A 25,478-nucleotide genomic window follows, 5' to 3' on the forward strand; every position below is an offset into this window, starting at 1 on the left:
AGCCGTTTTTTTTGGGGGGCGGGCGAGGCGCGATGCGTTTGCCCGCATCGCGCATTACCCGATACCTTCAGCCGTTCACGGATTCGTCAGCGTGAAGGTCGGCTTCCGGTAGCCGACGCCGGCGCGGTCGAGCTTCGGCAATTCGCGCTGCGTGAGCAGCGTCGCGAAGCCGGCCCAGTCGCGCTGCAGCGCGGCGATGTCGACGTGGTGCGTGTCGCCGCGCTTGAAACGCACGCTGGCCGCATACGGCAGCTCCCAGTCGGCCCGGTGCCACGCGCGCTCGGCGAGCGCGAGCAGCCGTGGATAGGCCATGTATTCGAGGAAGGTGTCGTTGCGCATCACTTCGCCCCACGCCTGGCCCTGCATGCCTTCGATGCGCGGCGCGGGGCCCGTGCCCGTCACCTCGAACGGATTGCCGTCACGGTCGCCCATCACTTCGGCGTTCTGCGGCAGGTTCTCCGGCGCGAACGAGAACACCTTGTACTCGTCGGTTGCATGCGAGCCCCAGTAGTAGCCGCGCTCGCGAGGATTGAGCGTGTACGGGAAGTCGAAGTACAGGTAGTCGGGCAGCGCGAGTACCGTCAGATAGCCCTTGCCGCTCAGGTCGCGCGCGCTGTCCGACGCCCCCCAGAAGATCGTGTCCCACAGCGACACCATCACGTGGCGCGTGCTGAAATCCTGCGGCCCGTTCGCATGCTTGATGCCGTCCTGCCACGCGGCCATCGTGCCGATCCCGTTCGCGTTGACCGCCGCGCTCACCTGTTTCGCGAAGCGCGTCGGCAGTTCGTCGATCGACTTGATCTCGCCGCGCTGGAGCAGCGCCGTGCACGCGGGCGAGCGCGCCCACGGCTTGTCCTGCGCGGCCAGATCGATGCGCCCCTTGTTCGGGTCGGTGCCGTTCAGCGGCTGGAAGCCGCCGCCGAGGAAGATGTTCTTCGCTTCGTCGCCGCCGTAGTGCCAGGTCTGCAGCGGCGCCTGCGCGTCCGCGTGCATCGCCGCGATCTCGCGGATCACCTTCGACGCGAAGTTGAGCGCGCCCGGCACGCACGGGTTCAGGTCGCTGCGCCGATCGTAGAACTGCACCGTCGTCAGGTTCGTCGTGTCCTGCGGGTCGAGCAGCCGGTACGCGTTCGCTTCCTGCTCGCGGCCGGCCGCATGCAGCCGCCGGTAGCGCGCCTCCATCGTCACGACGGCCGCCCGTGCATGCGCGGGCATGTCGATCTCGGGGATGATCTGCACGAAGCGCGCGGCCGCGTAGCGAACCAGCGCCACGTAGTCGTCGCGCGTCAGGTAGCCGCCGCCCGAGCGGTTGTCGGGGCCGGAGCCGAGCTGCGGCAGCAGGCAGCGCGTCTCGCTCGGGTCGTGGCAGCGGCGTCCCCCGATCTCGGTCAGCTCGGGCAGGCCGGGAATCTCGATGCGCCAGCCTTCGTCGTCGGACAGATGCAGGTGCAGGCGGTTGAGCTTGTACGCGCTCATCTGGTCGATCAGGCGGCGCAGCGTCGCCGGATGCTTGAAGTTGCGCGCGAGGTCGACGTGCATGCCGCGATGCGTGAAGCGCGGCGCGTCCTCGACGAGCATCGCCGGGATCGGGCCGCCGCCGGCCGGCGCGAGCGAGTAGAGCGTCTGCACGCCGTAGTAGAGGCCCGCGCGATCGTAGCCTTCGATCAGCACGCCGCGCGGCCCGATCGCGAGCCGGTAGCCGCCCGGTGTCGCGATGTCGGCCGGCAGCCGGCGCGGCGCGATGGCGCCGCGAACCGGCACGCGCGCGCCGTCGAGCCCGAGGGTCGCCGCGCGCTCGCGCAGCGCCGCGACCTGTGCGTCCGGCAGGTCGGGCAGCGCGAGTTCGACGCCGCGCAGCTCGAGCGTGCCGGGCAGCGGCTGTTCGCGCTTCACGCTCGGCAGCGCGCGGCCCGGATCGGGCCGTGCGGCCACCGGCGGCGCGTTGCCGGTCGAGTTGTTCTGCGCGTCGGCCGGCAGCGATTCGACGTAGCGCAGTTCGTTGTCGGTGTCGTTGTAGCGCAGCACGGCCGGCGGCGCCCCGTCGACGACGACATACGGGCGCGGAATCACGTCGCTGTAGCGCAGCAGCCAGTATTCGGCGACGAACGGCAGCTCGATGCGCTCGCCGGGCGCGAGCCGCACCGAGCCCGGCTGCGGCGTCAGTTCGTACAGGTCGCCGGTGAGCCGCCGCAGCGCGAAGCCCGGGCGATCGATCCGCAGCAGGCGGCGGATGCTGTGCAGGTAGAGCTTCCAGCCGCCGTCGGCGATCGCCTGGTGGCCGCGGTTCTGCAGGATCAGGCGGCCGGTCGCGCAGGCGGCGCCGTCGGCGCCGAGATCGGCGCACGGCACGCCGGCCGCGGCCGCGTGGTTGTTGTCGACGGCCACGCGCAACGCGAGGCCGTTCGACAGCAGCGTCGCGAGACTGGCCGCCTGGGCGGCGGCCGATTGCGCGGTGCCGGCGCTCGTGGCAGCGGCGGCCGACGCCGGCACCGCCGAGATCGCGGCCGGCGACAGCGCCGCGATCAGCAGACCGGCAATGAGGGAGGGCAAGGTAAGCTTCATTCGAACTCCTGAGAAAAAGGGGGCGTAGCGACGTCGTGACGCGACGTCGCTGCGAGCGGGTCTTTCAGTGGAGCTGCGGGAGATACCAGCACGCGGGGCGATGCGGGTGCCCCGCGCGCATTCGGCACGCGGGAGCGTGCGTTACGGAACGGGAGGCGGGCATGCGTGCCGATCGGACCGGCGCGGCGCCGGGCGCGGATTCATCGGCGGTACGCGGCAATCGCCACGCCGGCGAGGTGGCGGCAGCCGGCGGCATTCGTCCGGTCGCGCACGAGCGCGACGACGGCGCGCGCCGTGGCACACGCACGTCGACACGGCGCGCAGGCGCACGCCACATACGGGATTCGCATGTCTCCCCCCACCCAGAAGGAATCGGCCTGTCAGCGGCCGTGTCCAACGATCTTATGAAACCTTTTATTGGTATTCAAGTGGTATCAATCTGGCGCTAAATTGGCATCGCCGTGCGATGCCTGCCAGCGCGGCCGGGACGAAAAAAAACCTCGCGCGAAGCGAGGTTCTTTCCTTCCGGACGGCGGCGGCCGGCGCGATCGGCCGCGCGCGTATCGCGCGTTGGTGCGTCAGTCGCGGCGTGCACGCACCGGCGCTTCCTGCGGCTTCTGCCGCGCTTCGAGCCACATCGCGTTGACGATGCCGAACGACAGCGCGACGCCGATACCGAGAATCCAGCTGAAATACCACATGATCCGACTCCTTGCGAAACGGTGGGCGAGCGCGCCTGCGCGCCCGGCCCGGTTCAATGCGTCAATACATCGAGTGCTTGTTCTCTTCGAGCGACTGGTGCGTGACCTTGCCGCGCATCACGCGGTACACCCAGCTCGTGTAGATCAGGATGATCGGCAGGAACACGATCACCGCGAACAGCATCACCTGCAGCGTCATGTGGCTCGACGTCGAATCCCATACGGTCAGGCTGCTGCGCGGGTCGAGCGACGACGGCATGATGAACGGAAACATCGAGAAGCCGGCGGTCAGAATCACGCCGACGATCATCAGGCCCGTGCAGAAGAACGCCGTCTTCTCCTGCTTCGAGCCGGCGAGCAGCAGCGCGAGCACGCCGCCCGCGATCCCGACGACGGGCGCCGCGATCATCCACGGATATTCGCCGTAGTTCGCGAGCCACAGGCCCGAACCGGCGGCGACGTCCTTGAGCAGCGGGTTCGCGACGGTATCGGTCGGCGCGGCGTGGGTGATGTGGAAGCCGCCGATATAAGCGGCCACCAGCACGCCGGCCAGCACGAACAGCACGACCGCGAGGAACGACGCGACGCGCAGCGCGATCGACGCACGGCGCGCGATCGCGCCGTCGGTCTTCATCTTGATGAACGCGGCGCCGTGCGCGACGAGCATCGTGAGGCTGACGAGCCCGCACAGCAGCGCGAACGGGTTCAGCAGCGCCCAGAAGCCGCCGTAGTAGGTCACGCGCAGGTCGCTGTCGAACTTGAACGGCACGCCCTGCAGCAGGTTGCCGAACGCGACGCCGAACACCAGCGCCGGCACGAAGCCGCCGACGAACAGGCCCCAGTCCCAGCCCGCGCGCCAGCGCGGGTCGGGCCGCTTGCTGCGGTAGTCGAAGCCCACCGGCCGGAAGAACAGCGCGAACAGCACGAGCAGCATCGCGAAGTAGAAGCCGGAGAACGACGCCGCGTAGACGAGCGGCCACGCGGCGAACATCGCGCCGCCGGCCGTGATCAGCCACACCTGGTTGCCTTCCCACGTCGCGCCGACGGTGTTGACGATGATGCGGCGCTCCTCGTCGGTCTTGCCGAGGAACGGCAGCAGCGCGGTCGCGCCCATGTCGAAGCCGTCGGTGACGGCGAAGCCGATCAGCAGCACGCCGACGAGCAGCCACCAGATCAGCTTGAGAGTTGCATAGTCCATAGCGATTCCTTGTTCCGTTGCGAGGGCGTGCTCAGACGGCGGCCCGCTCGCCGGCAGCGGCGAGTTCGTGGTGATAGCGGCCGGTATGCAGCGACGACGGGCCGAGGCGCGCGTACTTGAACATCAGCTTGATCTCGATGACGAACAGCGCGGTGTAGAACAGGATGAAGCCGGCGAGACTCAGGTACAGGTCGCTCGGCTGCAGGCTCGACGCCGACAGATGCGTCGGCAGCACGCCGGCGATCGTCCACGGCTGGCGGCCGAGCTCGGCGACGATCCAGCCGAATTCGATTGCGACCCACGGCAGCGGGATCGCCCACACGGCATAGCGCAGGAACCAGCGGCGGTTGTCCTGCAGCAGTTGGCGGCGCGCGCAGAACCAGAACGCGGCAACGAACGTCGCGACGAACAGGAAGCCGAGGAACACCATGATCCGGAACGAGAAGAACACGGGCGCGACGGGCGGGATCGTCTTCTTCGCGGCGGCCTTGATCTGCTCGGGCGTGGCGTCGGTCACGTTCGGCGTGAATTGCTTGAGCATCAGCCCGTAGCCGAGATACTGCTTGTGCTGGTCGAACAGCGCGCGGGTCGCGTCGCTCGTGTCGCCCTGCTTGAGCTTTTGCAGCGCGCCGTACGCGATCATCCCGCTCTGGATGTGTTCCTCGCTGTGCTTCGCGAGATCGCGCAGGCCGATCACCGGTTCGTCGATCGAGCGCGTCGCGATCAGGCCGAGCGCGTACGGGATCTTGATCGCGTAGTCGGTGCGCTGTTGCTCCTGGTTCGGGATGCCGATCAGCGTGAACGACGCGGGCGCCGGCTGCGTGTCCCACTCGGATTCGATCGCGGCGAGCTTCATTTTCTGCACTTCGCCGGTCGTATAGCCCGATTCGTCGCCGAGCACGATCACGCACAGCGTGGCGGCGAGGCCGAAGCCGGCCGCGACCGCGAACGAGCGCAGCGCGAAGTCGACGTCGCGCTTCTTCAGCAGGTACCACGACGACACGCCGAGCACGAACATCGCCGCCGACACGTAGCCGGCCGACACGGTGTGCACGAACTTCACCTGCGCGACCGGGTTGAACAGCACGTCGAACAGGCTCGTCATCTCCATGCGCATCGTCTGGTAGTTGAACTCGGCGCCGACCGGGTTGTTCATCCAGCCGTTCGCGACGAGGATCCACAGAGCCGACAGGTTCGAACCCAGCGCGACGAGGAACGTGACGATCAGGTGCTTGACCTTCGACAGGCGGTTCCAGCCGAAGAAGAACAGGCCGACGAACGTCGATTCGAGGAAGAACGCCATCAGGCCCTCGACCGCGAGCGGCACGCCGAAGATGTCGCCGACATAGTGCGAGTAGTACGACCAGTTCGTGCCGAACTGGAATTCGAGCGTGATGCCGGTCGTCACGCCCATCGCGAAGTTGATCCCGAACAGCTTGCCCCAGAACTGGGTCATGTCCTTGTAGACCTGTTTGCCGGTCATCACGTAGACGGCTTCCATGATGACGAGCAGCCAGGACAGGCCGAGCGTCAGCGGCACGAACAGGAAGTGGTAGAGCGCCGTGATGCCGAACTGCAGACGTGACAGATCGACGACTTCACTACTTATCATGGTGGTCTCCCTCGGAGGGTGCAGGCGCCGGCACCGAGAGCAGCTTCTCGGCCACGGCGGCAGGCGGCAACGACATGTGCTCGGCCTGCGGATGATTGAAGAATGCGTATTTGAGCGACATCAGGAGGATCAGCTTGACGATCAGCACCACGGTGATGTCGCGGCCGAGGGTGGGTCCGCGTGCCCACGCGGCGATGCGCGCGCGCCAGCCGATCGTGCCGGCCGGCCGTTGGGGAGGCGGCGGTGCGGGCTCTTTATTGATCGAGATCAAGGCGATTATCCTGAATCGATTTAAGTCGGATTGGGGGCGACTTTACGTCGGATTTATGACGGCCGTGAAGCTGTTTTAATCCTTTTGCGCCTGACATGCCAATTTTAAAAGGACGGCTTTCCGATGCCGAGTGCCGCGCTGCGGCAGACCGTCGCGAAACATGGGGTAAAAATTGAGGCAGATCAAGGTTATGCGGAAGGGCGCCGCAAATGACGTAATACCCGATGAATCAGGTCAATTGATCGGCGAGGAAACGGCGCGTGAAGCGCGCTGAAAAGCGGGTGAAAAGCAGCGGAAAAAACGGACGAAAAAAACCGCTGCGTCGGGCAGCGGTTTTCGATGAAGCGATTCTGACTCGCCGGGGATTTACGCGTATTCGGCGAGGGCGGTGCGCATCTTTTTCATTGCACTCGCTTCGATCTGGCGGATGCGTTCCGCCGACACGCCGAACTCGGCGGCGAGATCGTGCAGCGTCGAGCCGCCCGAGCCGTCGTCGTCGACGTGCAGCCAGCGCGCCTCGATGATGCGGCGGCTGCGCGCATCGAGCGCGTCGAGCGCCTGCGCGATGCCGTCCGTCTGCAGCATGTCGCGCTGGCGCGCGGCGAGCACGGCGGTCGGCTCGTTGTGCGAGTCGGCCAGGTAGGCGATCGGCGCGTACGATTCCTCGCCGTCTTCCACCTGCCCTTCGAGCGCGATGTCGCCGCCCGACAGGCGCGTTTCCATCTCGGTCACTTCTTCGCGCTTGACGTTGAGCTCTTGCGCGAGGCCGTCGATTTCCTCGGGCGTCATCGCCTGCATGCTCTTCTTGTGGCTGCGCAGGTTGAAGAACAGCTTGCGCTGCGCCTTCGTCGTGGCGACCTTCACCATGCGCCAGTTGCGCAGGATGTACTCGTGGATTTCGGCCTTGATCCAGTGAATCGCATACGACACCAGGCGCACGTTTTGCGCCGGGTCGAACCGCTTCACGGCTTTCATCAGGCCGATGTTGCCTTCCTGGATCAGGTCGCCATGCGGCAGGCCGTAGCCGAGATAGTTGCGCGCGATCGACACGACGAGACGCAGGTGCGACAGCACGAGGCGGCGCGCCGAGTCGAGGTCGTTGTTTTCGCGGAATTCGGTTGCGTAGCGGCGTTCCTCCTCGGCGGTCAGCAGCGGAATGCGGTTGACGGCCTGGATGTACGCGTCGATGTTGCCGAGCTGGCCGGGCAACATCGATTGGGCTGCGAGCGCCAGCGAGCCTGCCGATTCGGCCTTGGCCGGCGTCGGGCTCAGGGTGTTCGGGAGGGTCAGGGCGTGGCTCACTAAAAACTCCTTTGGAATCAGGGACAAACCCCCGGTCTCGGATGAGATTCCGTGGGTCATCTTAGCACTCCCGGAATACGAGTGCTAATTCCTTAGAGCGGGCGGGGGCATCGGAGTTCCCGCTTTTCTATCGAATTGGCCGAGTCGATAGTCTATTCTGCGACAAGGGCCGCGTCGGGGAGTTCCGTAAGCCGTTGTTTCTGATGAGAATCGGTAGACGATTTCGATTTTTGTCTTTTTGGAAGCAAGCTATTTCGCTTCGTGATGCCGATCCGAAAAGTCCTTTACCATACCATTCAGTTCGCTCGGGCCCGGCCGTTGCGGCAGGCTCCATTCAACCCACAAAGTTGGAGTGTCAGATGAACAACAAGAAGAATCGCCGGTCCCGCAGCCGGCTCGCGCTGCATGCGATGCTGGCAGCGTCTCTTCTGGGCGGATCGGGTGCGGCTTTCGCGGATCGATGGGGGATCCAGGCGGGCGGCGGGTTTTCGGATCGTCGCGGGATCGACAAGGCCGATATCGGCGTGGTGTGGGATCCGGGCTGGAACTGGTGGGAAATCGGCGGCTGGCACTTCACGTTCGTCGTCGAAGGGCACGCCGGCTACTGGCACACGGGCGGCAACGTCCACGGCAACATCGGCGAGTTCGGCGTGACGCCGATGTTCCGCTTCATCAAGAGCAGCGGGCAGATTCGCCCGTTCATCGAGGCGGGTGGCGGCGTCCGGCTTCTGACGCACCCGACGATCTCGGACAATTTCTCGCTGTCGACCGCGTTCCAGTTCGCGCCGACCGGCGGCGTGGGCGTGCAGTTCGGCCAACGGCAACAATATCAGGTCGGCTACCGTTTCGAACATGTGTCTAACGCGGGTATCAAAGAGCCGAATCCTGGTATAAATTTCCACCAGTTCTACCTGCAGTACAACTTCTGATCCGTACGCCCGTGCAAGGCGGGCGCGTTGCCGAGGAGTCAGGCGATGGCGAAGGTGGTCGATGCGATCCGCGCGCTCGAGCGCGATCGATTCCGGGCGATGGTGGACGGCGACGGCGAGGCGCTCGACGCGCTGTTGTCGGACAAGGTGTTTTTCGTCCACACCAACGGCAAGCGCGAAACCAAGCAGCAGTTCATCGACGCCATCGTCGCCGGCCGCCGCCGCTATCGCCAGATCGAAATCCAGTCGCAGGACGTGCTGCCCGTCGGCGACGAGACCTGCGTCGTCACCGGGCGCGCGTTGATCGAGATGGAAACGAACAACGGCGGCCTCGTCTTCCCGATTGCCTATACGTCCGTCCACACGCACGACCGGGGCCGCTGGTGCCTGTTCGCGTGGCAGGCGACGCGGTGCGCGACCGACACGTAAGCGCGGGTGGCGCTCCTTTTCATGTGTCGACCGAAGCGGCCTTCTGAGCCGCTTTTTGCTGCCTCGTGCGGCGCGGATCGCGCGGCGCACGGGCGGTCACGCACCGCTCGCTGACGTTTCAACCTGCATCGAAGCCCGGCGCTCAGGCCGCCGCGCGGTGGTCCGCGCAGTGCCATGCCGAGCGGTTGATCGCGCTGACGACCGCATCGAGCGCTGCGCTCGCCGCATCGGCATGCATGCCGACACCGTGCCGCAGCGGCGCCTCGCCGACCCGGCAGCCGACCGATACCGCGATCCGGCCATCCGCGGCGCGCGTGTGTTCGCACGACGCGACGTCGATCGCGGCGCCGGCGGCCGCCGCAAATGCCGCGGCGAAATGCCGCACGGCATCGTCGGGCATCGCTTCGGCGGCGGGCGCTGTCGCGATCTCGCGGTTTTGCCAGCGCGCGCCGCTGCCGTGGCGTGCGGCCGGGCCGTCGGTTTCGAAGAATTCACGCGCGAACAGCGCGCAGATCGCGTCGCCCGTCACTTCCTCGCCCGATGCATCGGCGAGCGTCTGCACCGCATGGCTGAACTCGATCTGGACGCGGCGCGTCGGCGTGAAGCCCATCCCGCGTTCGAGCAGGAACGTCGCGCCGCCCTTGCCGGACTGGCTGTTCACGCGGATCACCGCGTCATAGCTGCGGCCGAGATCGGCCGGGTCGATCGGCAGGTACGGGACCTCCCACGCCGCGTCGGGGCGCTGCTGCGCGAACCCCTTGCGGATCGCGTCCTGGTGCGAGCCCGAGAACGCGGTGAACACGAGGTCGCCCGCGTACGGATGGCGCGGATGCACGGGAATCTGGTTGCAGCGTTCGACGACGCGGCGCACCGCGTCGATGTCGGAGAAGTCGAGGCCCGGATCGATGCCCTGCGTGTAGAGGTTCAGCGCGAGCGTGACGAGATCGACGTTGCCGGTGCGCTCGCCGTTGCCGAACAGGCAGCCTTCGATGCGGTCGGCGCCCGCGAGCAGCGCGAGTTCGGCCGCCGCGACCGCGGTGCCGCGATCGTTGTGCGGATGCACGGACAGCACGATGCTGTCGCGATACGCGAGGTTGCGGTCCATCCATTCGATCTGGTCGGCGAACACGTTCGGGCTCGCGGCTTCGACGGTGGCCGGCAGGTTGACGATCATCTTGTGGTCGCGGGTCGGACGCCACGTCTGCGCGACCGCGTCGCAGATCTCGCGCGCGAACGTCAGCTCGGTCATGCTGAAGGTTTCCGGCGAGTACTGGAAGGTCCACTGCGTATCGGGGCGCGCGGCCGCGTGTGCCTTGATGACGCGCGTGCCGTCGATCGCGAGCGCCTTCACGTCGTCCTTCGACATCCCGAACACGATGCGGCGGAACGACGGGCAGACCGCGTTGTACAGGTGCACGATCGCGCGCGGCACGCCTTCGAGCGCATCGAACGTGCGCGCGATCAGGTCTTCGCGCGACTGCACGAGCACTTCGATCGTCACGTCGTCGGGAATCCGCTGGTCGTCGATCAGCTTGCGGACGAAATCGAAGTCGGTTTGCGACGCCGACGGAAAACCGACTTCGATCTCCTTGAACCCGATTGCGACCAGCATCTCGAAGAACTCGAGCTTCTGCTCGATGCTCATCGGCTCGATCAGCGACTGGTTGCCGTCGCGCAGGTCGGTGCTCATCCATACGGGCGCGCGCTCGATGGTGCGGGCCGGCCAGCGGCGGCCATTGAGGCGGACGGGCTCGAACGGGCGGTACTTGTCTTGCGGATTGCGCATCATCTTCTGGACCTCGGGTCTCAAGTCGCGAGCGAAGACGGGCGGCAGGGGCGTCGGTTGGCGCTGCCTCGCACCCGGCGCGCGATGGCGCCGCGGATGCGGATGATCTTCGCGAATCGGCCGACGGATGGACGGACGAATGCTGACGACTTCGGGTTGTAAAAATTGCGAGAGGGGTACTGCGAGGAACTGCTGGGAGGACCGTGCGGACAGCACACGGCGCTACGACAGCCTTAGGCTAGTCGTAGCGATAGCGGCCGCGCTAGGCGGCCGGAGGTAATTCGGAGGGGGTTCGGAAAGGAACGCATGACGGCCACTCTATGCCAGGATGCCGACGCGTGTCAATTATCGGGATAAAGGGGCGGGCACCGCGGCACCTTCAGCGCGCGACGCGGGCGATCCGTACGATCGTCGCGACCTGTCGCGCCACCGTGTCGGGCACCGGCATCTCGCCTCGCAGCACGGCGTCCGTCCACGCGGCCGTGGTCGCGGCATCGCGCGACTCCGGCAGCGCGACGGGCGGCGCGTCGGTCGACGAACGCTCGGCGTCGATCAGCGTGTCGCACACGCCGTCGTGCAGCCAGTCGACCTGCACCTGGCGTCGCGTGTCGGCCACCGCTTCGCCTTCGGTGCCGCGCGCGAGCAGCGCGCCGCCCCGCGCGGCGTCCGGATGGTCGCGGAACAACTGCGCGAGGCTGTCGCGGTACGGCGGGTGCGTGTAGTTGACGAGCCGCAGCCCGGCCGGCGCGAACGGCTGCAGGATCTTCACGAGCGTATGCGTCGAATTGCGCACGCCGAGCACGCTGCGCATCGACAGCAGGTGCGCGATACGCGGTGCCAGCACGTCGATCGGTGCGAACGCGACGCGGCGTTCGGCGAGCGTGTCCTCGATCGCGTCGTGCGACGTCGACGGCGCCAGCGACAGCGCCGAGAAAATCTCGGCGCTCGTCACGCGGCCCGGATCGCGCTCCACCCCATGCACCAGCACCGGCACGCCTTCGCGCGCGAGCAGCAGCGCGAGCAGCGGCACGAGGTTCGGCTGCTTGCGCGCGCCGTTGTAGCTCGGGATCGACACCGGGCGGAACGCGGCGTCCTGCACGTGCACGGGCTCGAACGACGCCTGCGCGGCGGCGAGCATCGCGGCCAGTTCGTCGGCGGATTCGCCCTTCAGCCGGTAGGCGATCAGGATCGCGCCGAGTTCGACGTCCGACACGCGCGCATCGAGCATCGCGCGATAGAGCTCGAACGTGTCCTCGGCGGACAGGGCGCGCGCGCCGTGCGGGCCGCGGCCGATTTCCTTGATGAAGCGGGCGCAAGGGAACGGAGCGGCGGCGGGATCGTGGGAAGCGGTCATCGGGGCGTGGGGCGGGCGGCCGGCATCGGGCCGCGCGGCGAGCGGTGAGGAATGCCCGAGTATCGCACGGGCGCGGCCGTGCATCGTGCCGCGCTACACTCTGGTTCCCGGCGACGCGCGCACCGGCTGCGCCGCGCCCGTGCCGCCCCGCCGGCCGAATACGACTACGAGAGACATCCCATGAAGCTCTACAGCTATTTCCGCAGTTCCGCGTCGTACCGCGTGCGGATTGCCCTGAACCTGAAGCAGTTGCCGTTCGACTACGCACCCGTGCACATGCTGCGCGACGGCGGCGAGCAACTGAAGGACGCATACCGCGCGCTGAATCCGGATGCGGTCGTGCCGACGCTGATCGACGGCGACGCGACGCTGCAGCAGTCGCTCGCGATCATCGAATATCTCGACGAAACCCATCCCGAGCCCGCGCTGCTGCCGAAGCAGCCGGTCGACCGGGCGTACGTGCGCGCGATTGCGCTGCAGATCGCATGCGAGATCCACCCGCTCAACAATCTGCGCGTGCTGAAGTACCTGAAGCACACGCTGCAGGTGCCCGAGGAGGCGAAGAACGCGTGGTACCGGCACTGGATCGAGGCGGGCTTCGAATCGCTCGAGACGCGTCTCGCGAACGATCCGCGCACCGGCAAGCTGTGCTTCGGCGACACGCCGACGCTCGCCGACGTGTGCCTCGTGCCGCAGGTGTTCAACGCGAACCGCTTCTCGATCGACACGACGCGTTTCCCGACGATCCAGCGCATCGTCGACCATGCAGCGACGATCGATGCGTTCAAGGCCGCCGAGCCGGGCGTGCAACCCGACGCGGAATGAGCGCGGCGCGCGGCGCGGCGGGCAGCGATCATGATCGGGCGCGCATGAAAAAGGGCGCTCGAAGGCGCCCCGTGCGACGTCAGCCGGCGGCGTTCAGCCGAGCAGCGCGTCCGCGAATTCCACCGCGCTGAACGGCTGCAGGTCCTCGACCTTCTCGCCGACGCCGATGAAGTAGACGGGCACCGGGCGTTGCCGCGCGATCGCGGCGAGAATCCCGCCCTTCGCGGTGCCGTCGAGCTTCGTGACGATCAGGCCGGTGAGGCCGAGCGCGTCGTCGAATGCCTTCACCTGCGTGAGCGCGTTCTGGCCGGTGTTCGCGTCGATCACCAGCAGCACTTCGTGCGGCGCGCCGTCGTGCGCCTTCGCGATCACGCGCTTCACCTTCTTCAGCTCTTCCATCAGATGGAGCTGCGTCGGCAGGCGGCCGGCCGTGTCGGCCATCATCACGTCGATCTTGCGCGCGCGCGCGGCGCTGACCGCGTCGAAGATCACCGCGGCCGGATCGCCGCTTTCCTGCTGCACGACCGTCACGTTGTTGCGCTCGCCCCAGATCGCCAGCTGTTCGCGCGCGGCCGCGCGGAACGTGTCGCCGGCGGCCAGCAGCACCGACTGGTCGAAGCTCTGCAGATGCTTCGCGAGCTTGCCGATGCTGGTCGTCTTGCCCGCGCCGTTCACGCCGGCGATCATCATCACGAGCGGCTGCGCGCGGCCGAGCATCAGCGATTTCTCGAGCGGCGTCAGCAGCTCGACGAGCAGGTCGTGCAACGCATCCTTCACCTGCTGCGGATCGGTCAGCCGGCCCGCGCGCACCTTCTCGCGCAGCGCGTCGAGCAGGTATTCGGTCGCGTCGACGCCCGCGTCGGACATCAGCAGCGCGGTTTCGAGCTCCTCGTACAGGTCCTCGTCGATCTTCGTGTTGACGAATACGCCGGTGATGTTCGAGCCCGTCTTCGCGAGCCCCGTTTTCAGGCGCGCGAGCCACGACTTCTTCGCGGAGGCGTCCTGCAGCGGCGGCGGGACGATCTCGACCGTCTCGACGACTTCGTCGCGGCCGTCGTTGGTCGGCGTGACCGTCATCACGACGGCCGGCGCGGCCGGTTGCGCGGGCGCCTGCGGCACGTCGGCCGCGGGCGGCGTCTCGAGCGCGGGCGCGTCGGCGTCGGACGCTTCGTCCGCTTGCTGCGCGTCGGCCGATTGCGATTCCGCCGGATCGGGCTCCTGCGTTTTCTTGAATCGTTTGAAGAAACTGAACATGGTCTGACGTCGGGAAGAGGGGTGGGCCGCCGCCGAGGGCGGGCGCCGGGCGGGCCGTTCTGCGTTCGCGCGGGCGCGGCGCACGGCGGCCGAAACCGTGCATTTTATCAGTGCGGCGTGGCGCACGCGTCAGTGCGCGTCGCCGCTGTGGTAACGTGCGCCTGTTTGGCGGCGCCCCCTTGCGCGCGCCCGGTCCCTCCGTTGTCGATATCCCGTATGTCCCGTTCTTCTTCCGGCCGCCCGGCGGCCCCCTCTGGCCGCGGCAAGCCGCACACGATCCGCATCATCGGCGGCGACTGGAAACGCACGCCGCTTGCAGTGCTCGATCTCGACGGCCTGCGCCCGACCCCCGATCGCGTACGCGAGACGCTGTTCAACTGGCTCGGCCAGGATCTCGAAGGATGGCGCTGCCTCGATCTGTTCGCGGGCACCGGCGCGCTCGGCTTCGAGGCCGCGTCGCGCGGCGCGGCGAGCGTCGTGATGGTCGAGCGCCATCCGCGCGCCGCGCAGCAGTTGCGTGCGATCAAGGACAAGCTCGGCGCCCGTTCGGTCGAGATCGCCGAAGCCGATGCGCTGCGGCTCGCGGCCGGGCTCACGCCGGGCGCGTTCGACGTCGTGTTCCTCGATCCGCCGTTCGACGACCTGGCCGCGCTCGAGCGCGCGATCTCGCTGTCGGCGCCGCTCGTCGCGGCAGGCGGCGCGCTGTACGTCGAAACGGGGGCGGAACTCGATCCGGCCGCGCACGACGCGCTCGCGGGCTGGCAGGTGGTGAAGCACGGCAAGGCCGGTGCGGTTCACTATCATTTGCTGCGGCGCGAAAATGATGAATAATGCGCGTTCCATACGAGGCGGCGCGCCGCAAAGGCGACGCATGCCCATCTCGGCAGCGGCGTGCGCATCGCGCGGCTGCCATCCCGTTTGCGTGATGACAGGAGGAGCGACATGGTAGTCGCCGTGTATCCCGGTACGTTCGATCCGCTGACGCGCGGGCACGAAGACCTCGTGCGGCGTGCGTCGAGCATTTTTGATACGCTGGTGGTGGGTGTTGCCGACAGTCGCGCGAAAAAGCCGTTTTTCTCGCTCGAAGAACGTCTGACGATTGCGAACGAAGTGCTCGGCCATTACCCGAACGTGAAGGTGATGAGTTTCACCGGCCTCCTGAAGGATTTCGTGCGCGTCAACAATGCGCGCGTGATCGTGCGCGGGTTGCGCGCCGTGTCCGATTTCGAATACGAGTTCCAGATGGCGGGGATGAACCGCTATCTGCTGCCCGACGTCGAGACGATGTTCATGACGCCGTCCGACCAGTACCAGTTCATCTCGGGAACGATCGTGCGCGAAATCGCGCAGTTGGGCGGCGATGTCAGCAAATTCGTGTTTCCGTCCGTCGAGAAGTGGCTGACCGAGAAAGTCGCCGCGATCGGAGGCCCTGCCGCGTGATGCGGCGCCGGCCGGTTTCGTTGCGAAGCCGGCCGCCGGCCTGAAGAAGTGAGATCAGTATGTCTTTGATGATTACCGACGAGTGCATCAATTGCGACGTGTGCGAGCCCGAGTGCCCGAACGGCGCGATTTCGATGGGCCCGGACATCTACGTGATCGACCCGAACAAGTGCACCGAATGCGTCGGCCATTTCGACGAACCGCAGTGCCAGCAGGTGTGTCCGGTCGAATGCATTCCGCGCGATCCGCAGCATGACGAATCGCACGCGCAATTGATGGAGAAGTATCACGCGTTGATCGCCGCGAAGGGCGACGACGCGTCGTGATCCTGAGTTGACGCACGCACGCTGACTGGCGAACGCGCGTCCTGCTTCAGATCGGCGCCGCCCGGCGCCGATTCTTTCGTGTCAGGCCAGCAGCTCGCGCAACGCCGCGACAAGCGCGTCGCATTCGGCATCGGTGCCGACGGTGATGCGCAGGTGCTGGTCGATCCGCGGCAGCCGGAAGTGCCGCACGAAAATTTCCCGTTCCTTCAGCTTCGCCGCGATCGTGCCCGCATCGTGCGCGGGGTGGCGCGCGAACACGAAATTCGCGGCCGACGGCACGATCTCGAAGCCGAGTGCGTCGAGCGCATGCGTGAGCCGGGCCCGGCTGTCGATCACGCGCCGGCAGGTGGCGTTGAAATGATCGGTGTCCTCGTATGCGGCCTGCGCGGCCACCTGCGCGAGCCGGTCGAGCGGATACGAGTTGAAGCTGTCCTTCACGCGGTTCAGCGCATCGATCAGTGCCGTATCGCCGAACGCGAAGCCGACGCGCATGCCCGCGAGCGAGCGCGCCTTCGACGTCGTATGCACGACGAGCAGGTTCGGATGACGGTCGATCAGCGTGATGGCCGACTGCGCGCCGAAATCGACGTACGCTTCGTCGATCACGACGACCGACGACGGATTCGCGGCCGCGATCCGCTCGACGTCCGCGAGCGGCAACGCGCGCCCGGTCGGCGCATTCGGGTTCGGAAACAGTACGCCGCCGGCGTCGTCGAGATAGTCGTCGACGCGGATCGAGAAATCGTCCGCGAGCGGCACGACCGTGGTCTCGACGCCGTACAGGCGCGCGTAGGTCGGATAGAAGCTGTACGTGATGTCGGGAAAGCGTAGCGGCCGGTCGTGCTTGAGCAGCGCCTGGAACGCGTGCGCGAGCACCTCGTCGGAGCCGTTGCCGACGAACACCTGCTCGGGCTTGATGCGGTGATGGGCCGCGACCGTCTCGCGCAGTGCGCGCGCGACCGGGTCCGGATAGCGGCGCAGCGTGTCGCCGGTGTCGCCGAGTTCGCGTGCGATCGCCGCGACGACGCGCGGCGACGGCGGATAGGGATTCTCGTTGGTGTTCAGCTTGACGGGGTGCGCGAGTGCAGGCTGTTCGCCCGGCACGTAAGGCACGAGTTGCTGAACGACGTCGCTCCAGTAACGGCTCACCGCTTGGCTCCTGTCGGGCAAAACGTCGAGATTACCGCATGTGTGCGTCGCGGTGGGGCGGGCGAGGCCGCTCGGTTGCGCCGAACGGCCGATGCACCAGGCCGGTGCGTCGGACTCAGTTGCGATGCAGCTGCATCGTCGCGCGATCGAGTTCGCCCTTGACGATCATCGGCATCACGGCGAGCGCGCGTTCGATCGATGCGTCGATCACGTCCTGTTCCTCGCGGCGCGGCGGCTTCAGCACGAAGTTCGCGACGTCGGGCTTCGCGCCAGCGCGCGCGCTTTCCGGAATCAGGTCGCGCGGATGGCCGATGCCGATCCGCAGCCGCCAGTACTGCTGCGACGACAGGTGCGCGGAGATGTCCTTCAGGCCGTTGTGGCCGCCGCTGCCGCCGCCGAGCTTCAGCTTCACGGTGCCGGGCGGCAGGTCGAGCTCGTCGTGCGCGACGAGGATCTGGTCGGGCAGGATCTTGAAGAATTGCGCGAGCGCGACGACCGACTGGCCGGAGCGGTTCATATAGGTTTGCGGCTCGAGCAGGTGGACTTCCTCGCCGTGCAGGCGTGCTTTCGCATAGAAGCCGTGGAAACGGCGTTCGTCGCGCAGCGTCGTGCCGGCTTCGCGGGCGAGCTGGTCGATCAGCCAGAAACCGGCGTTGTGGCGCGTCGCGGTGTATTCCGCCCCGGGATTGCCGAGGCCGACGATCAGTTTGATCATGACGTTTCGAAGGCGGCGGCTGCCGCCTGGGCGCAGAAAAAGAAAAACCCGCCGGGCAAGCCGCGGCGGGTTGCGTCGACCGTTTCGTGAAACGGATCGATGGAGCGTGCAGGCAGCCGCTCAGGCAGCCGGCGTTTCGCCTTCTGCTGCGTCCGACACGGCACCCGCCGGGACCGTCGCCGAGGCGACAACCGGGTTTTCCGCGTCGATGTGCGCGACCAGCGCGACGCCCTTCGGCAGCGCGATGTCCTTCGCGTGCAGCGACTGACCGGCTTCGATCTTCGACAGGTCGACTTCGAGGAACTCCGGCAGCGCGGCCGGCAGGCACTCGATTTCGATTTCCGTCGCGACGTGCGAAACGATCGCGCTCGACAGCTTCACGGCAGGGCTGACTTCAGCGTTCAGGAAGTGCAGCGGCACCTTCGTGTGCAGCTTCTTCTTCGCGTCGACGCGCTGGAAGTCCACGTGCAGCACCAGTTGCTTGAACGGGTGGTATTGCACGTCGCGCAGCAGAACCTGCTGCGACTGGCCGGCCACTTCGAGGTCGAGGATCGACGAGTGGAAGGCTTCCTTCTTCAGGGCGTGCCACAGGGCGTTGTGATCGAGTTCGATCTTTTGCGGGGCTGCTTCGCCACCGTAGACGATACCCGTGGTCTTACCCGAATTGCGCAGGCGGCGGCTCGCACCCGTACCTTGCTGTTGGCGCTCGAAAGCGACGACTTTCATGTGATTCTCCAATGGCTGCCCGCGACCAGGCAGTGAAACGGGGCCATCAAGCGGCCCCAGATGAAACGGCCGGGGTTTCGTCTATCCCGTCCGATTGTGCAAAAAGCGAAGCGTTGCCGCTTCGCTTTCCGCGCATACTTTGTTCCGTCGATTCGCGATCAGGATTCCGCGAACAGCGACATCACCGAATCGCCGCGGCGAATCCGCGAGAACGTCTCGGCCAGCAGGCTCGCGCTCGTCAGCGAGCGGATCTTCGAGCATCCCAGCGATTCGGCCGACAGCGGGATCGTATCGGTGACGACCAGCTCGTCGAGTTCCGATGCGGCGATGCGATCCCCGGCGCCGCCCGACAGCACCGGGTGCGTCGCGTAGGCGAACACCTGCTTCGCACCGCGGTCCTTCAGCACTTGCGCGGCCTTGCAGAGCGTGCCGGCCGTATCGACCATGTCGTCCATGATCACGCAGGTGCGGCCTTCGACTTCACCGATGATGTTCATCACTTCGGCGATGTTCGCCTTCGGACGACGCTTGTCGATGATCGCGAGATCGCAGTTGAGCTGCTTCGCGAGTGCCCGGGCACGCACCACGCCGCCGACGTCCGGCGACACGACGAGCAGATCCGAGTAGTTCTGCTTGCGCAGGTCGCCCAGCAGGATCGGCGTCGCGTAGATGTTGTCGACCGGGATGTCGAAGAAGCCTTGAATCTGGTCGGCGTGCAGATCCATCGTGATGATCCGCTCGACGCCGGCGATTTCCAGCATGTTCGCGATGACCTTCGCCGAGATCGCGACGCGCGCCGAACGCGGGCGGCGATCCTGACGTGCATAGCCGAAGTAGGGGATGGCAGCAGTGATCCGGCCGGCGGATGCGCGCTTGAGCGCATCGACCATGATCATCAGTTCCATCAGGTTGTCGTTCGTCGGTGCGCACGTGGATTGCAGGACGAAGACGTCCTTGCCGCGCACGTTTTCCTGGATCTCGACCTGGATCTCGCCGTCGGAGAAACGGCTGACCATCGCTTTGCCGAGGGGAATACCAAGGATATTGACGACTTCCTGGGCGAGCGCGGGATTCGCGTTGCCAGTAAAGACCATCAGGCCATCATGGCTGTGGCTGCTCATCGTGCACCTGCTTCAGGCTTGGGCGGGAAATGCGGGAAAATTTTTGGCAGGGGAGGAAGGACTCGAACCCTCGCATGCCGGAATCAAAATCCGGTGCCTTGACCAACTTGGCGACTCCCCTACACTTAACTGATAACTTCACCGAACTCGTGTAGGCCGTTCGGCAAAGTAAAACTTCATGACGCGAAAGCGAAGAGCGGATGCTCGTTCAGGCTTTCGGCAACTGCGCCATTCCAACTGGCGGGCAGTTTGGCTTTCGCCGCTTCTGCCTCGTGCTTGCTGTGAAACGCTGCAAACACGCTAGCTCCGGAGCCGGTCATCCTCGCGGGGGTCACATCATACAACCATTTGACCACCTGCGCAACTTCCGCGTACTTCTTTGTTACAACTTCCTGCATATCGTTCCGGCCGAAGCTGTCTGGCCATCCCGCATCGCTGGTTTGCCGTGCAAGAAAGTCAGCAATTGTGACGGGCTTCGTATTTCTTGTCAACAACTCATCTGAAAATATTTCAGCGGTCGGGACATGAACGCGTGGCGTCACAACCAGGAACCAGCGAGTCGGCAATTCTACCTCAGCTAATTCTTCTCCGATACCCTCTGCGAATGCATTTTTTCCAAAAATAAAAAACGGGACGTCGGCGCCGAGTTTGACCGCGAGCGACTGGAGTTCGGCGCGCGGCAAATCGAGTTGCCACAGGCGGTTCAGCGCGAGCAGCGTCGTCGCCGCGTCGGAGCTGCCGCCGCCGAGGCCGGCGCCCATCGGCAGGATCTTGTCGATCTCGATGTCGACGCCGTGCGCGGTGTCCGTATGCGTTTTCAGCAGGTTGGCCGCGCGCACGACGAGATCGCTTTCCTCGGGCACGCCGGGTACCTCGGTGGCGCGGGCGACGCGGCCGTCGTCGCGTAACGTGAAGTGCAGCGTGTCGCCCCAGTTCAGCAGCTGGAATACGCTCTGCAGATCGTGATAGCCGTTCGGACGGCGGCCGGTGATGTGCAGGAACAGGTTGAGTTTCGCGGGCGCCAGGCAGTTGCGCAGCGAGCGGGTCGAATCGGTCATGCGGGTATCGGGCTAGGCGCGCGTGCTCACTGATCGAGCACGAGCTTGATGTCGAGCGGCGGCGTCGCGCGCACGAGGTTGACGCGTTTGACGCCCGTGGCCGGGGCATCCGCGTAGGCAAGGTAGTCGATCGTCCAGCCGTCCTGACGGAGCTGCTTGAGGCGCGTGCCGTCGGCCGGGTCGCGCACGGTTTCCGCCGGCGTCGCGGGTGCGGCGGTCGGCAGCAGCCAGTAGCGCAGGCCCGCGAGCGGCAGCTCGAAGCCGAGCGCTTTCTGCATCAGGTCGCCGACGTCCGGCGCATATTGGGTCGGACGGTTCGGCAATTCGAGCGACGCCGCGCGCGGCGTCGATTTCACGACCGCAAGCGTCTGGCCGAGCGGGCTGCGCAGTTCGAGCGACACGTCGTCGCCGTGTTCCTGCCAGTCGAAGTTGCCGTACACGTTCTGCGGGTTGCCGAGACGATCGTCGTACCGCACCGCGAAGCGGCCATGGTACGCATGCATCGCCGCCGTCTGCAGTGCGGCGCCCGCCGGCGTGCCGGCCGACGGCGGCGTACTCGCGCAGCCGGCGAGCGCGAGCGCCGCGCCGGCCGCGGCCAGCGTGCGCCGCGCGCGGGAGGACAGGGAAAACATCGGGAACATCCGCATCAGAGGCCGTTGATCTGCAGGCGCTTCAGCGTCTGCACGAGCGTTTCGTTGTCGGGCTCGAGCTTCTGCGCGGCACGCAACGCGTTGCGCGCGTCGTCCTGCGCGCCGCTCTTCCACAGCACTTCGCCGAGATGCGCGCCGATTTCGGCGTTCGGCTGCAGTTCGTATGCGCGCTGCAGCACCTTCGTCGCGCCGGCCGTGTCGCCCATCCGGTACTTCACCCAGCCGAGGCTGTCCATGATGTACGCGTCGTTCGGCGCGAGCGCCATCGCCTTGTCGATCAGCTTGCTGGCCTCGGGCAGGCGCTGGTTGCGGTCGGCGAGCGAATAGCCGAGCGCGTTGTAGGCCTGCGGATTGTCGGGCTGCGTGCGGATCAGCTCGCGCAACTGCTTTTCCATCGTCGCATAGTGGCCCGTCTTTTCGGCCGCCATCGCGTAGTCGTAGCGCAGGTCGGGATCGTCCGGGAAGTCCTGGACGGCCTGCCCGAGCCGCGCCTCCGCTTCCGGATAGCGCTTCGCCGTGAACAGGATCGACGCATCGGTGCGCGCCACCACGGCCGCGTCGCGCGGATCCGTGATCGGCAGGTTGTCGAGCACCTTGCGCGCCTCGTCGGTCTTGCCCTGTTTCTGCAACAGTTGCGCGCGCGTGATCTGCGCGGGCAGGTAGTGCTGGCTCGTCTGGTCGACCTTGTCGAGCCATTGCGACGCCTGCGCGTCGTTGTTCTGGTCGATCGCGATCTGCGCGAGGTAGATGTAGCCCTGGCCGACGTCGAGGTTCGGCTGCTTGTCGCCGAGCTGTACGTACTGCTTCAGGTAGCCGGTCGCCTCGTCGAGTTTCTTCTGCTGGATCTTGATCAGCGCGAGCGCCATCAGCGGCGTCGGATCCTTCGAGTCGAGCTTGCGCATCGTCTCGAACTGCTTCTGCGCGTCGTCGAGGCGGTCGTCGGCGAGATAGAGCTGCGACAGCGCGAGCCGTGCGTCGCGCGACTTCGGATTCTGCTGAACATACTTCTCGAACGACGCGATGCCCGCGGCGCGTTCCGCCGGCCCCATCTGCGACAGCATCAGCGCCGCCGGCAGGTAATCGGGGCGAATCTGCAACGCCTGCTTCAGCGATTGCGCGGCGCCGTCCTTGTCGTCGACCGCGAGCTGCTGCCGCGCGATCGCGAGCTGCGCCTCGGGGCGATTCATGTCGTTCTTCAGCATGTCCTTCAGCACCGCGAGGCCGCCCACGCGGTCGGAGCCGCGCACGAGGAGCGCCTGCAGCGCGAGGATCGCCGGGCCGCGCGTGTCGCCGGTCGCGCGGGCCAGCTCGCGCGCGAGCATCGGCTGCGCGTCGGCCGGCTTGCCGGCGAGCACCAGCAGCGCGGCGTCGACCTGCGACGCCCGGTTCGAGTCGGGTGCGTACTGGCGCCACAGGTTCGCGGCGGACAGCGCGTCGGCCGGGCTCTGCGCGCCGAGCGCGATTTCGGTCGCGCGCTGCGCCATGCGCGGATCGCGCGTGTCGCGGGCAAGCGCAAGGTAGGTCTGGTAGGCCGGCGCCGGCTGGTTGCGCTGGAGCGCGACCTCGGCGGCGAGCACCTGGTAGACGATCTGGCTCGTCAGCGGCACGCCGGGGAGATTCTTCTGCTCGTCCGGCATCACGTGCTCGAACGCACCCTGCGGCTCCGCGTCGTCCGGTGCCGGATCCTGCGCGTGGGCCGGAAAGGCGGTGAGGGTCCAGGCGGCAAACAGCGCGGCACCGAGTGCACGGCGGACCGGGAAGGCGCGCGCGCCGCGCACGGCGGCGGGGCGCTTCTGAAGCAGCTTCGAGGGCAGGGTCATGGAAATCCGTTCGATGTTTCAACCGATTGTAACGCGCTCGCTACAATACACGCACGATCGTGATAGGTTCCGTTTACCTGTGGAATCCCCATGCGAATGCCCGAAATCGCCCGCCTCGCGTGCTGCCAGGCGGGCGATTTCGGGCATTCCCGTGTTTAATTCGGGGTCGGCGCGAGAACGGCCGTTCTCGTGGCGCCGCATGCGTATTCGCGATGTAAACAGACCGTAGCCTCAGACCCGCAAAACATGCCAGAGTTGCCAGAAGTCGAAGTCACGCGCCGGGGCATCGAGCCCTTTGTCGCGGGCCGCCGCGTCGAGCGTGTCGACGTCCGTACCGCGATGCTGCGCTGGCCCGTGCCGGCAGGGCTCGCCGAACAGTTGCGCGCGCGCGAGGTGCTCGCCGTCGAGCGCCGCGGCAAGTACCTGCTGTTCGAGGTCGATGCAGGCTGGTTCATCGTCCATCTCGGGATGACCGGCACGCTGCGCGTGCTGCCCGCGGCCGGCGTGCCGATCGCCGCGAAGCACGACCACATCGACTGGATCTTCGATGAATTCGTGCTGCGGTTCCGCGATCCGCGCCGCTTCGGCGCCGTGCTGTGGCATCCGCGCGAAGCAGGCGACGTGCATGCGCATCCGCTTCTCGCGAGCCTCGGCGTCGAGCCGTTCTCGCCGGCGTTCACCGGCGCGCTGCTGCATGCGCGTACGCGCGGCCGCACGGTGTCGGTCAAGCAGGCGCTGCTCGCGGGCGACATGGTCGTCGGCGTCGGCAACATCTACGCGTCGGAGAGCCTGTTTCGCGCCGGCATCCGGCCGACGACGGCCGCCGGCAAGGTTTCGCTGCCGCGCTACGAGCGGCTGGCCGATGAGGTACGCGCGACGCTCGCCGATGCGATCGAGCGCGGCGGCAGCACGTTGCGCGATTTCGTCGGCAGCAACGGCGAAAGCGGCTACTTCCAGCTCGACTGCTTCGTCTACGATCGCGCCGGCCAGCCGTGCCGCGTATGCGGCACATCGATCCGCCAGATCGTGCAGGGCCAGCGGTCGACCTATTTCTGCCCGACGTGCCAGCGTTGAAACCCTTTTCCTCGATCCCATCACTTGAAGCCGCCCCGCATCGCCCCCGCTCCGTTCCCCGTCACGCCGCTGCACCGCACGTTCGCCACGCGTCTCGTCGCGTGGCAGCGCGAGCATGGCCGCCATGACCTGCCATGGCAGAACACCCGCGATCCATACCGGATCTGGCTGTCGGAAATCATGCTGCAGCAGACGCAGGTATCGACCGTCATTCCGTACTACACGCGTTTTCTCGACCGCTACCCCGATGTCGCCGCGCTCGCGGCTGCGCCCGGCGACGACGTGATGGCGCTGTGGGCGGGGCTCGGCTACTACTCGCGCGCGCGCAACCTGCACCGCTGCGCGCAGGTCGTCGTCGCCGAGCACGGCGGCGCGTTTCCGGCGACGCCCGACGCGCTGGCCGAACTGCCGGGCATCGGTCGTTCGACGGCCGCCGCGATCGCGTCGTTTGCGTACGGTGCGCGCGCGACGATCCTCGACGGCAACGTGAAGCGCGTGCTCGCGCGGGTGTTCGGCGTCGAGGGCTTTCCGGGCGAGAAGCGTGTCGAGAACGACATGTGGGCGCTCGCCGAATCGTTGCTGCCCGACGCCGCGAACCCGGCCGACGTGAGCGCGTACACGCAGGGGCTGATGGATCTGGGCGCGACGCTGTGCGTGCGCGGCAGACCCGACTGCGCGCGCTGCCCGTTCGCGGGCGACTGCGTCGCGCAATCGACCGGCCGTCAGCGCGAATTGCCGGCCGCGCGGCCGAAGAAGGCCGTGCCGACGCGCAAGACCTGGATGCTCGTGCTGCGCGACGGCGACGCCGTGCTGCTCGAGCGACGGCCGCCGACCGGCATCTGGGGCGGACTGTGGAGCCTGCCGCAAGCGGACGGCGAAGCCGCGCTCGCGGATCTCGCGCGCGGCTTCGGCGGCGGCGGCACGGTGCCGCTCGCGCCGTTCATGCATACGTTCACGCATTTCCGGCTCGAGATCGAGCCGCGGCTGAGCGATCTGGCGGACGGCGGCGGCCTGCCGTCGCCGGCGCGGGACGCGGATACCGCATGGGTGCCGCTGAGCCGGCTCGACGCGTACGGCGTGCCGGCGCCCGTGCGCAAGCTGCTCGATGCGCTGAGCGGGCCGCTGCTGTAACGAACGGGGAAGGGCGCGGCGCGGGCCGCGTTCGGGAAGGCGCCT

The 25,478-nt window shown here is 66.8% G+C and carries 24 protein-coding genes and 1 tRNA gene; 8 read left to right on the plus strand and 17 right to left on the minus strand.

Annotation, left to right across the window (positions count from 1 at the left end):
* Positions 1-75: 75 nt before the first annotated feature.
* The 6 genes from C4B30_RS21005 to rpoH all read right to left on the minus strand — a co-directional run bounded on the left by C4B30_RS21005 (position 76) and on the right by rpoH (position 7,646).
* Positions 76-2,562: a family 20 glycosylhydrolase gene (locus C4B30_RS21005; protein WP_027785484.1), complete on the minus strand. Its 2,487-nt coding sequence runs from the start codon at positions 2,560-2,562 to the stop codon at positions 76-78.
* 578 nt (positions 2,563-3,140) lie between these two features.
* Positions 3,141-3,263, minus strand: a complete 123-nt coding sequence (cydX, locus tag C4B30_RS21015) for a cytochrome bd-I oxidase subunit CydX (protein ID WP_006483737.1) — start codon at positions 3,261-3,263, stop codon at positions 3,141-3,143.
* A gap of 61 nt (positions 3,264-3,324) precedes the next feature.
* A complete protein-coding gene (gene cydB / locus C4B30_RS21020; RefSeq protein WP_027785483.1) occupies positions 3,325-4,461 on the minus strand; it encodes a cytochrome d ubiquinol oxidase subunit II in 1,137 nt (378 codons plus the stop codon).
* 31 nt (positions 4,462-4,492) lie between these two features.
* Positions 4,493-6,073: a cytochrome ubiquinol oxidase subunit I gene (locus C4B30_RS21025; protein ID WP_027785482.1), complete on the minus strand. Its 1,581-nt coding sequence runs from the start codon at positions 6,071-6,073 to the stop codon at positions 4,493-4,495.
* Positions 6,063-6,350, minus strand: coding sequence for a cytochrome oxidase putative small subunit CydP (cydP, locus tag C4B30_RS21030; protein ID WP_027785481.1), 288 nt, complete (start codon positions 6,348-6,350; stop codon positions 6,063-6,065). The genes C4B30_RS21025 and cydP overlap by 11 nt, the downstream gene beginning before the upstream one ends.
* A 360-nt stretch (positions 6,351-6,710) precedes the next feature.
* On the minus strand, positions 6,711-7,646 hold the full coding sequence (rpoH, locus tag C4B30_RS21035; protein WP_027785480.1) for an RNA polymerase sigma factor RpoH: 936 nt from the start codon (positions 7,644-7,646) through the stop codon (positions 6,711-6,713).
* Between the two features lie 359 nt (positions 7,647-8,005).
* Here rpoH and pagL point away from each other — a divergent pair, with 359 nt between their 5' ends.
* Positions 8,006-8,575 (plus strand): lipid A 3-O-deacylase PagL, encoded by a 570-nt coding sequence (pagL, locus tag C4B30_RS21045; RefSeq protein ID WP_027785479.1) that lies wholly within the window; start codon positions 8,006-8,008, stop codon positions 8,573-8,575.
* A 45-nt stretch (positions 8,576-8,620) separates the two neighbouring features.
* Positions 8,621-9,004, plus strand: a complete 384-nt coding sequence (locus C4B30_RS21050; protein ID WP_027785478.1) for a nuclear transport factor 2 family protein — start codon at positions 8,621-8,623, stop codon at positions 9,002-9,004.
* Positions 9,005-9,146: 142 nt separating this feature from the next.
* On the opposite strand, the gene leuA is transcribed toward C4B30_RS21050, so the two are convergent.
* Entirely contained in the window at positions 9,147-10,793 is a 1,647-nt protein-coding gene (leuA, locus tag C4B30_RS21055) for a 2-isopropylmalate synthase (RefSeq protein WP_027785477.1), read from the minus strand.
* Between the two features lie 376 nt (positions 10,794-11,169).
* Positions 11,170-12,144 carry a DNA-binding protein YbiB gene (ybiB, locus tag C4B30_RS21060; protein WP_027785476.1) on the minus strand — a complete coding sequence of 325 codons (975 nt, stop codon included), beginning with the start codon at positions 12,142-12,144 and terminating at the stop codon, positions 11,170-11,172.
* 180 nt (positions 12,145-12,324) lie between these two features.
* Between ybiB and maiA the strand changes: the two genes are divergently transcribed.
* On the plus strand, positions 12,325-12,969 hold the full coding sequence (gene maiA, locus C4B30_RS21065; protein ID WP_027785475.1) for a maleylacetoacetate isomerase: 645 nt from the start codon (positions 12,325-12,327) through the stop codon (positions 12,967-12,969).
* 93 nt (positions 12,970-13,062) lie between these two features.
* On the opposite strand, the gene ftsY is transcribed toward maiA, so the two are convergent.
* Positions 13,063-14,223 carry a signal recognition particle-docking protein FtsY gene (ftsY, locus tag C4B30_RS21070; protein WP_027785474.1) on the minus strand — a complete coding sequence of 387 codons (1,161 nt, stop codon included), beginning with the start codon at positions 14,221-14,223 and terminating at the stop codon, positions 13,063-13,065.
* A 216-nt stretch (positions 14,224-14,439) separates the two neighbouring features.
* On the opposite strand from ftsY, the gene rsmD reads away from it, so the two are divergent.
* From rsmD to C4B30_RS21085, 3 genes are all read left to right on the plus strand, one after another.
* The gene (gene rsmD / locus C4B30_RS21075) at positions 14,440-15,054 is read left to right on the plus strand and encodes a 16S rRNA (guanine(966)-N(2))-methyltransferase RsmD (RefSeq protein ID WP_027785473.1); all 615 of its coding nucleotides are present in this window, start codon (positions 14,440-14,442) and stop codon (positions 15,052-15,054) included.
* A gap of 111 nt (positions 15,055-15,165) precedes the next feature.
* The gene (gene coaD, locus C4B30_RS21080; protein WP_027785472.1) at positions 15,166-15,663 is read left to right on the plus strand and encodes a pantetheine-phosphate adenylyltransferase; all 498 of its coding nucleotides are present in this window, start codon (positions 15,166-15,168) and stop codon (positions 15,661-15,663) included.
* Positions 15,664-15,722: 59 nt separating this feature from the next.
* Positions 15,723-15,989: a YfhL family 4Fe-4S dicluster ferredoxin gene (locus C4B30_RS21085; protein WP_027785471.1), complete on the plus strand. Its 267-nt coding sequence runs from the start codon at positions 15,723-15,725 to the stop codon at positions 15,987-15,989.
* An 81-nt stretch (positions 15,990-16,070) separates the two neighbouring features.
* On the opposite strand, the gene hisC is transcribed toward C4B30_RS21085, so the two are convergent.
* From hisC to C4B30_RS21125, 8 genes are all read right to left on the minus strand, one after another.
* Positions 16,071-17,138: a histidinol-phosphate transaminase gene (hisC, locus tag C4B30_RS21090; protein ID WP_027785470.1), complete on the minus strand. Its 1,068-nt coding sequence runs from the start codon at positions 17,136-17,138 to the stop codon at positions 16,071-16,073.
* A gap of 115 nt (positions 17,139-17,253) precedes the next feature.
* Complete coding sequence (pth, locus tag C4B30_RS21095) at positions 17,254-17,853, minus strand: aminoacyl-tRNA hydrolase (RefSeq protein ID WP_027785469.1); 600 nt, start codon at positions 17,851-17,853, stop codon at positions 17,254-17,256.
* 120 nt (positions 17,854-17,973) lie between these two features.
* Entirely contained in the window at positions 17,974-18,579 is a 606-nt protein-coding gene (locus C4B30_RS21100) for a 50S ribosomal protein L25/general stress protein Ctc (protein WP_027785468.1), read from the minus strand.
* A gap of 158 nt (positions 18,580-18,737) precedes the next feature.
* Positions 18,738-19,700: a ribose-phosphate pyrophosphokinase gene (locus C4B30_RS21105; protein WP_027785467.1), complete on the minus strand. Its 963-nt coding sequence runs from the start codon at positions 19,698-19,700 to the stop codon at positions 18,738-18,740.
* Positions 19,701-19,744: 44 nt separating this feature from the next.
* A tRNA-Gln gene (locus C4B30_RS21110) sits at positions 19,745-19,821 on the minus strand.
* Between the two features lie 55 nt (positions 19,822-19,876).
* A complete protein-coding gene (gene ispE, locus C4B30_RS21115; RefSeq protein WP_027785466.1) occupies positions 19,877-20,758 on the minus strand; it encodes a 4-(cytidine 5'-diphospho)-2-C-methyl-D-erythritol kinase in 882 nt (293 codons plus the stop codon).
* A 26-nt stretch (positions 20,759-20,784) separates the two neighbouring features.
* Positions 20,785-21,405, minus strand: a complete 621-nt coding sequence (lolB, locus tag C4B30_RS21120) for a lipoprotein insertase outer membrane protein LolB (protein WP_027785465.1) — start codon at positions 21,403-21,405, stop codon at positions 20,785-20,787.
* A complete protein-coding gene (locus C4B30_RS21125; protein WP_027785464.1) occupies positions 21,405-23,228 on the minus strand; it encodes a tetratricopeptide repeat protein in 1,824 nt (607 codons plus the stop codon). Before C4B30_RS21125 ends, lolB begins: the two co-directional genes overlap by 1 nt.
* Positions 23,229-23,474: 246 nt before the next feature.
* Here C4B30_RS21125 and mutM point away from each other — a divergent pair, with 246 nt between their 5' ends.
* Positions 23,475-24,302 (plus strand): bifunctional DNA-formamidopyrimidine glycosylase/DNA-(apurinic or apyrimidinic site) lyase, encoded by an 828-nt coding sequence (gene mutM, locus C4B30_RS21135; RefSeq protein WP_027785463.1) that lies wholly within the window; start codon positions 23,475-23,477, stop codon positions 24,300-24,302.
* Between the two features lie 24 nt (positions 24,303-24,326).
* Complete coding sequence (gene mutY, locus C4B30_RS21140) at positions 24,327-25,433, plus strand: A/G-specific adenine glycosylase (protein WP_027785462.1); 1,107 nt, start codon at positions 24,327-24,329, stop codon at positions 25,431-25,433.
* Positions 25,434-25,478 lie beyond the last annotated feature (45 nt).

The sequence above is a fragment of the Burkholderia sp. BE12 genome, from assembly GCF_002959955.1.
GTDB lineage: Bacteria > Pseudomonadota > Gammaproteobacteria > Burkholderiales > Burkholderiaceae > Burkholderia.

Excerpts from the sequence above, each read along its gene's own strand:
- C4B30_RS21005 (WP_027785484.1), bottom strand. The coding sequence starts at position 2,562 with ATGAAGCTTACCTTGCCCTCCCTCATTGCCGGTCTGCTGATCGCGGCG.
- cydX (WP_006483737.1), bottom strand. The coding sequence starts at position 3,263 with ATGTGGTATTTCAGCTGGATTCTCGGTATCGGCGTCGCGCTGTCGTTC.
- cydB (WP_027785483.1), bottom strand. The coding sequence starts at position 4,461 with ATGGACTATGCAACTCTCAAGCTGATCTGGTGGCTGCTCGTCGGCGTG.
- C4B30_RS21025 (WP_027785482.1), bottom strand. The coding sequence starts at position 6,073 with ATGATAAGTAGTGAAGTCGTCGATCTGTCACGTCTGCAGTTCGGCATC.
- pagL (WP_027785479.1), top strand. The coding sequence starts at position 8,006 with ATGAACAACAAGAAGAATCGCCGGTCCCGCAGCCGGCTCGCGCTGCAT.
- C4B30_RS21050 (WP_027785478.1), top strand. The coding sequence starts at position 8,621 with ATGGCGAAGGTGGTCGATGCGATCCGCGCGCTCGAGCGCGATCGATTC.
- leuA (WP_027785477.1), bottom strand. The coding sequence starts at position 10,793 with ATGATGCGCAATCCGCAAGACAAGTACCGCCCGTTCGAGCCCGTCCGC.
- ybiB (WP_027785476.1), bottom strand. The coding sequence starts at position 12,144 with ATGACCGCTTCCCACGATCCCGCCGCCGCTCCGTTCCCTTGCGCCCGC.
- maiA (WP_027785475.1), top strand. The coding sequence starts at position 12,325 with ATGAAGCTCTACAGCTATTTCCGCAGTTCCGCGTCGTACCGCGTGCGG.
- ftsY (WP_027785474.1), bottom strand. The coding sequence starts at position 14,223 with ATGTTCAGTTTCTTCAAACGATTCAAGAAAACGCAGGAGCCCGATCCG.
- rsmD (WP_027785473.1), top strand. The coding sequence starts at position 14,440 with ATGTCCCGTTCTTCTTCCGGCCGCCCGGCGGCCCCCTCTGGCCGCGGC.
- coaD (WP_027785472.1), top strand. The coding sequence starts at position 15,166 with ATGGTAGTCGCCGTGTATCCCGGTACGTTCGATCCGCTGACGCGCGGG.
- C4B30_RS21085 (WP_027785471.1), top strand. The coding sequence starts at position 15,723 with ATGTCTTTGATGATTACCGACGAGTGCATCAATTGCGACGTGTGCGAG.
- pth (WP_027785469.1), bottom strand. The coding sequence starts at position 17,853 with ATGATCAAACTGATCGTCGGCCTCGGCAATCCCGGGGCGGAATACACC.
- C4B30_RS21100 (WP_027785468.1), bottom strand. The coding sequence starts at position 18,579 with ATGAAAGTCGTCGCTTTCGAGCGCCAACAGCAAGGTACGGGTGCGAGC.
- C4B30_RS21105 (WP_027785467.1), bottom strand. The coding sequence starts at position 19,700 with ATGAGCAGCCACAGCCATGATGGCCTGATGGTCTTTACTGGCAACGCG.
- ispE (WP_027785466.1), bottom strand. The coding sequence starts at position 20,758 with ATGACCGATTCGACCCGCTCGCTGCGCAACTGCCTGGCGCCCGCGAAA.
- lolB (WP_027785465.1), bottom strand. The coding sequence starts at position 21,405 with ATGCGGATGTTCCCGATGTTTTCCCTGTCCTCCCGCGCGCGGCGCACG.
- C4B30_RS21125 (WP_027785464.1), bottom strand. The coding sequence starts at position 23,228 with ATGACCCTGCCCTCGAAGCTGCTTCAGAAGCGCCCCGCCGCCGTGCGC.
- mutM (WP_027785463.1), top strand. The coding sequence starts at position 23,475 with ATGCCAGAGTTGCCAGAAGTCGAAGTCACGCGCCGGGGCATCGAGCCC.